The sequence below is a fragment of the Corynebacterium sp. MSK122 genome, assembly GCF_030229435.2.
Taxonomy (GTDB): Bacteria; Actinomycetota; Actinomycetes; order Mycobacteriales; family Mycobacteriaceae; genus Corynebacterium; species Corynebacterium marquesiae.
The window spans coordinates 1-11514 of the sequence record NZ_JASPHV020000038.1 but is presented as its reverse complement, the minus strand read 5'-3'; the positions used below and the strand labels follow the sequence as shown (position 1 = coordinate 11514).

Annotated in this window: 10 protein-coding genes and 1 pseudogene; 7 read left to right on the top strand and 4 right to left on the bottom strand. The window is 60.3% G+C overall.

Features of this window, described 5'->3' with window-relative positions; genetic code table 11:
• Positions 1-54 precede the first annotated feature (54 nt).
• On the bottom strand, positions 55-2058 hold the full coding sequence (locus QP934_RS11030; RefSeq protein WP_419127543.1) for a TPM domain-containing protein: 2004 nt from the start codon (positions 2056-2058) through the stop codon (positions 55-57).
• 54 nt (positions 2059-2112) lie between these two features.
• On the opposite strand from QP934_RS11030, the gene QP934_RS11025 reads away from it, so the two are divergent.
• Positions 2113-2688 (top strand): YdcF family protein, encoded by a 576-nt coding sequence (locus QP934_RS11025; RefSeq protein ID WP_419127542.1) that lies wholly within the window; start codon positions 2113-2115, stop codon positions 2686-2688.
• Between the two features lie 48 nt (positions 2689-2736).
• Positions 2737-4029 carry a deoxyguanosinetriphosphate triphosphohydrolase gene (locus QP934_RS11020; RefSeq protein ID WP_419127541.1) on the top strand — a complete coding sequence of 431 codons (1293 nt, stop codon included), beginning with the start codon at positions 2737-2739 and terminating at the stop codon, positions 4027-4029.
• 154 nt (positions 4030-4183) lie between these two features.
• Here QP934_RS11020 and QP934_RS11015 read toward each other — a convergent pair whose 3' ends face one another.
• A complete protein-coding gene (locus QP934_RS11015; protein WP_299140102.1) occupies positions 4184-4417 on the bottom strand; it encodes a barstar family protein in 234 nt (77 codons plus the stop codon).
• A 2-nt stretch (positions 4418-4419) separates the two neighbouring features.
• Complete coding sequence (locus QP934_RS11010) at positions 4420-4881, bottom strand: ribonuclease domain-containing protein (RefSeq protein ID WP_419127540.1); 462 nt, start codon at positions 4879-4881, stop codon at positions 4420-4422.
• 211 nt (positions 4882-5092) lie between these two features.
• Here QP934_RS11010 and dnaG point away from each other — a divergent pair, with 211 nt between their 5' ends.
• Entirely contained in the window at positions 5093-7015 is a 1923-nt protein-coding gene (dnaG, locus tag QP934_RS11005) for a DNA primase (protein ID WP_419127539.1), read from the top strand.
• An 80-nt stretch (positions 7016-7095) separates the two neighbouring features.
• Here dnaG and QP934_RS11000 read toward each other — a convergent pair whose 3' ends face one another.
• Entirely contained in the window at positions 7096-7377 is a 282-nt protein-coding gene (locus tag QP934_RS11000) for a hypothetical protein (RefSeq protein ID WP_005324241.1), read from the bottom strand.
• 156 nt (positions 7378-7533) lie between these two features.
• On the opposite strand from QP934_RS11000, the gene QP934_RS10995 reads away from it, so the two are divergent.
• The 4 genes and pseudogenes from QP934_RS10995 (at position 7534) to QP934_RS10980 (ending at position 11080) form a co-directional block, all read left to right on the top strand.
• Entirely contained in the window at positions 7534-7683 is a 150-nt protein-coding gene (locus QP934_RS10995) for a hypothetical protein (RefSeq protein ID WP_284815474.1), read from the top strand.
• A 163-nt stretch (positions 7684-7846) separates the two neighbouring features.
• A complete protein-coding gene (locus QP934_RS10990; protein ID WP_419127544.1) occupies positions 7847-9088 on the top strand; it encodes a phosphatase PAP2 family protein in 1242 nt (413 codons plus the stop codon).
• A gap of 106 nt (positions 9089-9194) precedes the next feature.
• Positions 9195-10376: pseudogene (gene wecB, locus QP934_RS10985) on the top strand (non-hydrolyzing UDP-N-acetylglucosamine 2-epimerase).
• A gap of 38 nt (positions 10377-10414) precedes the next feature.
• Entirely contained in the window at positions 10415-11080 is a 666-nt protein-coding gene (locus tag QP934_RS10980) for a DUF1707 SHOCT-like domain-containing protein (RefSeq protein WP_419127538.1), read from the top strand.
• Positions 11081-11514: the final 434 nt, after the last annotated feature.

Below are 11514 nucleotides of genomic sequence, written 5' to 3'. Positions count from 1 at the left end.
GTGGGCTCGGAGATGTGTATAAGAGACAGGGGCAGGCTAGGCGGAATGGGCGGGCTAGAAGGAGCCGCCGCGGAAGCCGCCTCCGCCACCGCCGCCTAAGTCTCCGCCGCCAAAGCTGCCTCCACCGAAACCGCCGCCGAAGCCGCGGCCGCCGCCGAGCATTTGGCCAAGGACCATACCGGTCACGACATTGCCGGCGGCGTTGCCCATCTGCTGGCGCTGCTGGCGGCGACGGTGCTCGTCGATGTCATCCTTGGCGCGTTGCAGCGCCGCCTGGGCGGCGGCCACCGCTTCGCGGGAGGACTGGAGCGCGGCGCGGATGTCGCTGCGCTCGGTGTGGAGGGCTTGGGCGTGGAGACGTTTGGCGTCGGCAAGCGCGGTGCGCGCACCCGATCCGATGATGCGACCGCGGGAGGAAATGAGGTCTTCTGCGGCCTGGATATTGGATTCCGCTACGGAAATCTGCTGGCGGAAGAGATCCAGCTGGCGCGCGTGCGTGGAGGTCTTTTCGCGCACGCGGTCGAGCGCTTCATCCAGCTGGGTATCGATAGAGGTCAGTGCGGTGTGCTGGCCCAGCGGATCCTGCTGGCCGTGGGCCTTGGCCTCGTTGACGGCGGTGCCGGCGCTGCCGAGCAGATCCTCGAGGGCGTCCCAATCCGCCGTGGTTCCCTGAGCCTTGCCTTGGCGCTCGAGCTCGCGGGCCTCGTTGATCTCGCCCTCGACCTCGGCGATAAGCGCCTCGAGGTTGCCACGGGCGGTGGCAATATTCTCCTCGGCGTTTTCCACACCGGTCAGCAGGCGATCCGTCATCTCACAGGCGTGCTCGATATCGCGGATCAAGCCCACCAGCGGGCCTTGCTGGCCGGCCGGCTGCTCTTGGACCTTCAGGGCCTTGTCTAGCAACTTTTCGGCCTCATCGAGGGAAGCGGCGGCAAGCTCGGGGTTATCGGCAATGGAGGAGAGCACGTGCTCGTCATAGTTGGACTTCAGGCCGGCCAGCGTGGACTCGGCCTCCGGCAGGCGGGCGCGCAGGCCCACGGTGCGCTGGGTGAGCTCATCTAGCTTTTCGTCGGAGTGGATGAGCAGATCGCGCATCTTGGCAAACTCCTCGGCCTGCGCATCGAGGGCATCATCGGCCTGGCCGCAGGAGGAGACGATTTCTACCAGCATCTGGCGGCGCTCGGCCGGGGACTCCGGCACGGCATCATCCAAGCGCTGGCGCAGGTGGAAGGCCTTTTGCAGGGTAGAGGTGGAGTGGTTCATCGCCTTGGTAAATGGGCGCACGCGCTCTGGGCCGAACTCGGAAAGCGCGATATTGAGCTCCTCCTTGCCGCGGCGGATGGACTCATCGGTAGAGACCAACTCCTCCTGGGCCAGCTGGTCCAAAGTCTCCAGAGGCAGACGGCCCAGCTGATCGGTATCGCCCGGGGCGATTTCGCGGGCCGACTCCAGCGTCTGCGCATTATTCTTCTTAGTATTGCGGCGGGAGTAGTACATGATTCCACCACCGGCGGCGACGATGGCGGCCGCGCCCCCGCCCAGCCAGGCTAGGCCGGAAGAATCGGAGGAGCTGGAGGAACTGGAGTTGCCCAAGGCGGCGTCGGCAAGCGCGAGGGCCGAAGCACCGTACTCATCGCTGGTCAGCTTGTCATAAGCGGCGTCATACATCTGGTCGAGCCGGCCCTCAGGCCAATCCTTGCCGGTCTGTACGCCCATCTTGCGGTCATTGATGGATAGCGCATAGACCGCGGAATTCGGTCCCTTGTCCTTGACCGTCGCTGCGGCAAAGGTTTCTGGATCCGTGCCCAACTCATCAGTGATGTAGACAAAAAGGGTTCGGTGCTCCTCTTTTTGTAGCTGGGTGATCTTCTGCTCCAGCCGGCTCTTTTCCTCCGCGCTGAGCGCGCCGGCCTCATCGGTGACCTTGTCCTGGAGGGTTGCAGTGCCCTGCGCCACCGTGGTGGTCTCGGCAGCGAAGGCAGACCCCGCACCGATAGAGGTGCAGCCCAAAATGAAAGCGGCGATGGCCGCGCGGCCCAAACGTGCACTCAAATTCATGCCCACCACTTTACCGGCTACCCTTCGCCCTCCGGCGGGTAGTGTAATAGGGCAGTGAAGTACGTAATTGTTTTAGGAACCGCCCAATATGACGGCCGCCCCTCCCGCATTTTGGCCGGCCGCCTGCGCCACGCCGGTGAGCTAGCCACGGCCGAGGGACTGGAGGTCATTACCGTGGGCGGCAAGCTGCCCGGCGATAGGTTTACTGAGGCCGGCGTCGGCCGTACCTTTTTGCGCGAGCACTTCCCACACCTGACCGTCCACGCGGTAGAGGAGGGGATGGATACCCGCAGCTCCCTGAAAGTGGTCAAGGAAGCCTTCGCGCTTTCCGACGCCACCATTATCACCGATCCCCTCCACCGCCCGCGCACCGCACTCATCGCCTGCCAAGAGGGCATCGAGGCCACCGTCTCCGGCACGCCGTATTACCCGGCCGCGCGCTTTTCTAAGCCGTGGTGGCGCTACCTTGCCCACGAAACCGGTGGCGTGACCTACGCGCTGGTGGCCGGCCTGTTACCAGCCCGGGGTGCCGCTGCACTGCGCAATGGTTTCTACCGCGTGGAGCGGGTGCTGCGCCCGAATCAAAAGCTGCGGCATCAGACGATTGAGCAGGAAGACAACCGCACTTAGGCCACGTTGCTCACCCAAAAGGCCAGTTCACGGAATAAGCTTGAGGCCGTGTCCTATTCTTATTCCGCCGCCGACTTTGCCCGCCTGGCCGATGAAAAGCCGAAGGGCTCAGCCTTCCATACCGTGGAAGAACATCGCGGCGTATTCGCCCGCGACCGCGCCCGCGTGCTGCATTCGGCAGCGCTGCGCCGGCTAGCGGATAAAACGCAGGTCGTCGGCCCGCGCGATGGTGATACCCCGCGCACCCGGCTTACCCACTCGCTGGAAGTAGGCCAAATCGCGCGCAGCATCGGCTCCGGTCTCGGCCTTGATCCCGATCTCTGCGACATGGCCGGCCTGACCCATGACATTGGCCATCCGCCCTATGGCCATAACGGCGAAAATGCGCTCAATGAGGTCGCGCTTAATGGTTTCGAGGGCAACGCACAGACCCTGCGCATCCTCACCCGCCTAGAACCCAAGGTCATCGTGGACGATGCCCACGGCCAGCCGCAAAGCTATGGCCTCAACCTCACCCGCGCGGCCCTCGACGGTGCCTGCAAGTACCCTTGGACCAAGACCAATCCCGATGGCACCACCAACCGCAAATACGGCGCCTACGATGAGGACGCGCACTTACTGGAGTGGCTGCGCGAGGGCCATAGCGATAATCGCAAGTGCATCGAAGCCCAGGTCATGGACTGGTCCGATGACATCGCCTATTCCGTGCATGACGTGGAAGACGGCATTATTTCCCGGCGCATCTCTTTGAACGTGCTCTGGGACTTGGTGGAGCTAGCCCAGCTGGCAGAAAAGGGCGCTAAAGCCTTTGGCGGCACCGCCGACGAGCTCTTGGAGGCGGCCGATAGCCTGCGCAACTTAAGCGTCATCAACGCCATCGGTGACTTTGACTATTCTTTGCGCGACTACGCCAACTTGAAGAAGATGACCTCTGAGCTCGTAGGCCGCTACGTCGGCGCCACTATCGGCGCAACCAGCGAGGCTAATTCCGAACTCATCACCTCCAATACCCTTGGCCGCATGCACGGCGACCTCGTTGTGCCCAAAAAAGCCGAGGCCGAGGTCAAGCTGCTGAAAACCATCGCCGTCCTCTACGTCATGGACGAGCCTGCTCACCTCGCACGCCAAGACCGCCAGCGTGAGCGCATCTACCGCGTCTACGACTACCTCGTAGCCGGCACCCCCGGCTCCCTCGATGCCACCTTCCGCCTGTGGTGGGAGCAGGCCGATTCTGATGCCGCCCGCGACCGCGCCATCATCGACCAAATTGCGTCCATGACTGAGTCCCGCCTCGAACGCCTGGCCCGCCGGAGTGCTGAGCTGTCTGGGTTCCTCAGCTAAACCTGGCCCACCCAGCGCCGCTAGAGTTAGGTCGAGACTCATCAGGCCGATCTGAGCGCGAAAAGGCCGAATTGAGAGCTCAAAACCCTCAATTCGGCCTCATATCTATGGACCTAACGCCTCAGCTCCCGCTCCAGCCTTAGGGCCCGAGTCGCTAGCGCACCAACGTGACACCTTGGTCCTCGAGCACGCTAGCTACCGCCGCTAGGTCCTCGCCTTCGATATCCATATTGGAGGCAACGATGACGCTGGTGCGCTGCTCGCGTAGGAAGTCCGCGAGGTCATCGAGGTTGCGCGGTCCGCAGTCTTCACACCCGCGGGTGCGACCGAGTGCGTTGAAGAAGTCCGCGCGGGTGCGGATGTGTTCAGTAATGAGGATGCGTTGCATTGTTATTCCTCCGCGTCTGGGATAGAACAGAAGCTTTCATAGTGGTCATCGGTGTAGTACCACACGTCCGGGTCGGTCTCGCTGCCGCCACCAGTGATAATGCGGCGGGCGCCGCGGTTGTGGCTGCCGGGTGTTTCTACCGTGTATTCGCGGTAGTAATTCTTGTCCTGCTGCGGCAGGCGTCCCTCGTAGTTGCCAAAGCGGGCGTTGTCATTATCCGGGTAGTCATACGGTCCACCAGCCAAGATATCGTCTGTGGTGTCCTTGGCTTCGGCGGGGAGGGAAGACATCTCGCAAGTATCGGCGTCGCCAGTCTTAGCGTCGCCTGCGGACTCGGACGGCGAAGAAGTAGAGGAATCGCCATCGCCGCCGAGGTCGAAACCGAAGTAGCCTGCAACGACGGCAAGCGCAAGGCCGCCGAGGGCTACTGGGAGCGATTTCTTAGACGCTTGGGACTTGGGCATACCTTTATTCTTGCAGGTGCGGCGGTGAATACCGAAATCGGCCGGCGCTCCTAACAAGGTCAAAAATTCCCCCGTCACGGGGGTAGGCAAAGCTCGCCGGAATATACCCCAGGAGAGGGTAAAACGGGCGAAAAGCATGAACCCCACCCAACGCCACCATCCTGCCCTAGTCATTTGAACATTCTCGCCGCGCGCGGGGTAGTCTGTACGCATGGCAAAAGGCAGAATTCCGGACAGCGACATTCAAGCTATCCGTGAACGCGCGCCTTTAGAAGAGATCGTGGGCGAGTACGTTCAGCTCAAGCCCGCCGGACACGATTCGCTGAAGGGCCTGAGCCCCTTCAAGGATGAAAAGACCCCGTCCTTTCACGTGCGCCCGCAGCGCGGCTACTACCACTGTTTTTCCACCGGCAAGGGCGGCGATGTATTTAGCTTCCTGATGGAAATGGAACAGGTCTCCTTCCCGGAAGCGGTGGAAGCGGTAGCGCAGAAGATTGGCTACCACATTAACTACCAGGGCGGTTCCACGGGTGCGCGCAATGAGAAACCTGGTACCCGCCAGCGCCTCATCGCAGCGAATAAGGCCGCGCACGAGTTCTACCGCCAACAATTGGAGACTCCCGAAGCGGCTACTGCGCGCGATTTCTTGCTTGACCGCGGCTTTTCCCGCGAAATTATCTATGATTTCGAGTGCGGCTATGCACCGGAGGGTTGGGATACCGCCACTAAGCACCTGTTGCGCTTGGGCTTTTCCTTCGAGGAGCTGGAGGCGGTCGGCATTTCCAAGATGGGCAAGCGCGGTCCCATTGACCGCTTCCACCGCCGCCTGCTGTGGCCCATCAAGGACCTATCCGGCAACGTCATTGGCTTTGGTGCTCGCAAGCTTTTCGACGACGACAAGCTCGGCAAGTACATGAACACCCCCGAGACCATGCTCTATCACAAGTCCAAGGTGCTCTTCGGCCTCGACTTGGCCAAGCGCAATATTGCCGATAACCATCAAGCCGTGGTGGTAGAGGGCTATACGGATGTCATGGCCATGTACGCCGCCGGCGTGAAGACCGCAGTGGCATCGTGTGGTACAGCCTTTGGCGGAGAGCACCTCCAGGTGCTGCGCCGGCTCATGCTGGATGATTCCTATTTCAACGGCGAGCTCATCTATACCTTCGACGGTGATGAGGCAGGGCAGAAAGCCGCCATGCGCGCTTTTGATGGCGAGCAGAAGTTCACCGGCCAGTCATTCGTCTCCGTGGCGCCAGATGGCATGGACCCGTGCGATCTGCGCCTGCAGAAAGGCGATGCCGCCGTGCGAGAGCTCATCGCGGACCGCATCCCCATGTTTGAGTTCGTCATTCAATCCGTCATCTCGGAGTACCGCATCGATACCGCGGAGGGGCGCCTGCAGGCCCTGCGCCGCGCAGTCCCTGTGGTGGCGCAGATCCGCGATCAGCCCCTGCAACGCGAGTACGCCCGCCGCCTGGCAGGTTGGGTGGGTTGGGCTAACCCGGAGGAGGTTCTCCAGCAGGTCCGCGCGGAGGCGCGCAAGCCCAAGAAGGCTGAAAAACCCACCATCCGCCGCTTCGATAACGCGAAGCAGCAGCCGGCGCAGCAGGACGTGCCGATGATCCATCCGCCGAGCCCCAAGGAAACCCACCTGTGGCCACAGCGCGAGGCCCTCAAGCTGGCCTTGCAGATGCCGCAGGAGGCGGGCTCGTACTTCGATGGGATTACTGCCGACGCCTATACTAACGACGCCTACCGACTCGTCCGCAAGGCCATTTCCACCGCCGGTGGCGCCGCCCAAGGCGCGTCTATGCCCGCCGTGGAATGGATTGCCGCCGTTGCCGGCGAGATGCAAGACCTCACCGGCCGCAACTTCGTCTCCGAGCTCGCCGTAGAAACAATCCTGCCTACCGACGTCGGCCCCGAAGAATACGCCGACTCCGTCCTTTCCCGCCTGCAAGAAAGCGTGGTGGGCGATCAGATCGCTCAGCTCAAGGCCCGCCTTGGCCGCATGCGCCCCTCCGATGATGAGGCCAGCTATAACTCGCTCTTCGCCGACCTCGTTGCCCTCGAGCAGGCCCGCCGTGAGCTTAATGACCGCGCCTTTCGCGGCACGCCTCCCCAGGCTTAAAAGTCTCCCCTCGACACGAACCCAAATAAGGTACGCGCCGAGGGGAGGGGAGGAGGCTTACAGGTTAACCTGCAGCCGACCTAGTCTTCATCAGGCTCATAAATGCGGTCCGCATTATCCACCTGCGATCCGCGCAGCCGGCCCTTGCCCTTGCGCTTGGAGGACAAATCACGAACCTCGCGCATGCGCGGTTCCGGGTCCAAGCGATTAGCCACCGCCTTGCGGGCCGAGGTGACGGCAGACTTGGTCACGGGGGAGTTGACGGCCTTTTCGTAGGCGCCCTTGATCTGGTGGTAGCGCTTGCGGCCAGCCTTAGTGCCAAAAACGTATCCTGCTGCGGCGCCGAAGACGAATTGGATCATTATCTAGCGTGTCCCCTTATTTCTGTGCGAGTAAAAGTTCCCCACCAGCCTACCGCGAAGCCCTGCCGCGCGCCGCCAACCACGAGTGAGGGGTAGTGCTAGCCCCGCATTGGACTAACACTTTTCATGGCGCGGAATACGCGCTAGTTTAAGTGTGTGGAAAATAACAAGCGCAGGGATTCGGCGGCGGCCTCGGCAGTAGCGCTGGCCGCGCTTTTTACCGCGAGTATTTCTGCGGAATCCTCCGGCCACCAACCGGAGGCCGCCGCGGCGCATCAAGGTCCCAACTGGCCTGAAGAGTGCTGAGTGGTGACCGCAAAGGTCTACCCGTAAATCCTCAATTGTGCATGCAAGCTTAGCGCAGCGTTTACTTCCCCGTAACTTTAGCTAGATATTATTCGTGGGAATTTGATGCTAGTTAAAGGATTCTACGTTGAACTATCGGAATAAACTTCGACCCGCAGCCCGCGTGTTCGCCCTATGCGCAGCCACTGGACTGACTATAACCCTCGCACCGGCGGCCGCCGCTCTCCCCGTAACCGTGCCACAGCTGCGTGAGCCCGTCACGCAGCAGACCACCGGCGCAGCCCCAGTCCAGCACCCCGGCGCCCCGGTTCCAGAGCCGTTTACTACGGACTATATCGCGGGCTTTGAATCCGATGTCTCGTCTTATCAATTTGGCAACTACTGGCAGGTAGTTCAGCTTTTTGACCACATTAAGGCCCAACCAGAAATCCGCCAGGAAAATATGGACAAGGCCGTGGCCATCAATAACGCCGCAGCCGATGACCCCGCTTTGATCCGCCGCGCGCAGGCCGATGCCAAGGCCAGCTCGACCAGCGTGCTCAACGCCGTTTCTGATTCCATGGGCAAGAACCTAGGCGATGCCTTCCGCGCCGCCTTGGCCGAGCACCGCCTGCCCAAAACCGAATACCTTCTAGGAAATGGCTATGCGGCCCGCGCAGGCGGGCTTGCCAATTCCACGATTTCTGAGAAGTACTATTTCAACTATCAGCGCCCGTACCAGCGCGCGCCGCAGGCGATCAAGCGCTACGACGATGGCTCCAAGGATCTCTATCCCACCTCGCCAGCTTTCCCCTCGGGCCATACCAATCAGGCAACCTGGATTACCACGCTGATGTCCTTCATCCTGCCGGAGGTGGGCCCGCAGCTCATGCTGCGCGGCGCTGAAGCCGGCAACCACCGCGTGGTCCTCGGCGTGCATTACCCGCTGGATGTCATCGGCGGCCGCATGACTGGCCAAGCCGCCGCAGCCGACCGCCTCAATGACAAGCGCATGCGCCATGCCCTATGGGAAGCCTCGATGGAAGTGCGCAAGGAAATTAAGTGGCGCACCGGCAAGACGGTGGAAGAATTGGTGGCCCAGGATAGGGCAGAGGGTACCGACTATCAGTCCACCGAAGATGCGGTAGAACAGTACTCCACATTCATGGACTATGACTTTGCCCCGCGCTACCGCACCGACGCCCCGATGGTCGTCCCGCAGGCCGCTCCAGTGCTGCTAGCAGCGTCCCACCCAGAACTGACCTGGGATCAGCGTGCCGAGGTCCTCCGCCAGACCGCGCGTCCAGCCGGCAATCCATTGGATTGGCAGGCAGAGGGAGGCTCGTGGCAACGCCTCGATCTAGCCCGCGCCATGGCGGCCAAGGTGACCGTCGCCCCAGACGGCGGCGTGAGCGTCAGCGGATGAATTCAACAATGCCGGTAGCTTAACCTGAACTTTGTGGCCTAGTCGGGCTGAGAGTTCAAGTATTTACAACTTTCCGTAAACGCTTGATCAACACCAAAGGAGTTCTATGCGTAGGCCTAAGGTTATGTGCGTTTATGGCACCCGACCGGAAGCTATCAAGGTGGCACCGGTCATTAACGCGCTGGATAAAGATGAGCGCTTTGATTCGATCCCGGTCTCTACCGGTCAGCATAAAGAGATGCTGGAGCAGGTCAACACCATGTTTGGCATTCAGCCCAAGCACGATCTGGGACTCATGAAACAGGGACAGGGGCTTAACGAGCTTGTCTCCCGCGCCATTGCTGGATTGGACTCCATCATTGAAGAAGAAGAGCCGGACGTCATCATCTCCTAGGGCGATACCTCTACCGCTATGGCTGCAGCACTTGCCGGTTTCCATCGCGGGGTAAAGATCGTTCACCTTGAAGCCGGTTTGCGTACCGGCGATATCCACTCACCGTTCCCTGAAGAGGCGAACCGTAAGCTCATTGGCCAGGTAGTTGAGCTGCACCTGGCTCCAACCGAGGGATCGATGGAGAACCTACGTCGCGAGAATGTGCGTTCCAAGGGCATCGTGATTACCGGTAATACCGTCATCGACGCCCTGCTCGAAGCAGCATCGTGGGACACGAAGTTCGCGGACCCTGCCCTGCAGGAAGCCGCAGATTCCGATAAGCGCCTCGTTGTCGTTACGACCCACCGCCGCGGGAACCTTGAGGCGATGAAGGAAATTGGTGGTGCAGTTAAGGACTTGGCAGAAGCTTATCCGGAGATTAACTTCGCACTGCCGCTGCACCTCAACCCTAAGGTGCGCCAGGCTGTTCTGCCAGAGGTCGAGCACCTGCCGAATATCATCATCACGGATCCGCTGCTTTATGACCAGTTCACGCAGCTACAAAACCGTGCCACCATCATCCTGACTGACTCCGGCGGAGTCAAGGAGGAGGCACCAGCATTGGGCAAGCCGGTGCTAGTCATGCGCTAGAACACCGAGCGCCCCGAAGCTGTTGTCGCTGGCACGGTTAAGTTGGTGGACACTAATCGCGAGCTCATTGTGGCAGAGGCAAAGCTTTTGCTTTCCGACGACGCCGCTTTCCAAGCCATGGCCAACGCCGTTAACCCCTACGGCGACGGCAAGGGAGCACAGCGCGCCGACGCGGCCATTGCGGAGCTGACTGGAGTAGGCGAGCGCGTAGACGACTTCCTGCCCGAGGTTGATTCCTCCAAGGCCTCCCAGAATAAAAAATAAGCTACGCATAGGGGAGGTATAGTGGATATCATGAAGGCATGAAACCGCTGGATATCCGCTGTAAACATCAAGAGCGCATGAAGGCCGCAGACATCCTAGGAGATGCACTGTCAGCCGGTCAGATCGACCTCGACGACTTTGAATCGCGCTCGGCAGCGTGCGTGGACGCAACCACCCGTGCCGAGCTCATCGAACCCCTCACGGACCTTGTGGAGGACCCAGAAGTCCTTCTTTTCGGGCAAGAACGCCAAACCTCAAAAGCATATTCGGGGCATCAAGAATCCAACACGATTGCCAAAGTAGAACAGGCTATCCGGCAAGTGCAGCCCAACGTGGAAGATCCGCGTTCCCTCGCGGTGGGTCTGTTCGGGGGTTTGACCGTGAGCGGTGGGGCAGTAGCCCGTACGCTTACGGCCTTAGGCGTTTTCGGTGGCGTAGACGTTGACCTTGAAAGGGCGGCGCTGCGCAATCGCACCACTACTATCAATGCCGTGGGGCTTTTTGGAGGCACCGACGTCTACATTCCAGAAGGATTCCGTGTCCGCGTCGGCGGCTTTGGCTTATTTGGCGGTCACGACCTCAAGGTTGAACACGGTGCCATCCACCCGAATGACCTTCCGATAGATGCACCAGAAATCATTGTCAACTGCATCAGCCTCTTCGGCGGAGTGGATGTGCATGTGGGGCGCCGCTATGGTGCGTAGAAAGACGATTCTGGCGACACTCATGTCGCTCTCTTAGTGCGATTTAGGGCCGCGTACTACGAATAGATTGCGGGTCTATTCCTCGATAGCTGTAGAAATCCGGTTGTCAACTGTGAATTACCCGGTGAAGTGTTGAATGACATGGGTGCATCCACAAAGTAACAGAGAGCAGTGCAAGTGTGATGATTCACTCTCAACGGAGGGGTAGATTTCTGGACATTCATTTGGTGGAATCAAAACCAAGTTGACGATGGACCAAGTCACCTTAAACTTCCAAGTGACTGTGTAGATATATCACTAGTGGGCACTGAAGTGTCCCAGGTTTTGTTCCGTTTGAGTAGATGGGAAAATCTGGAATATGCCAAGAAAATTTGACCAGGATGCGAAGGATCGTGTGGTCCGTCTTGTAGAGGACCGCATCTTGGCGGAAAATA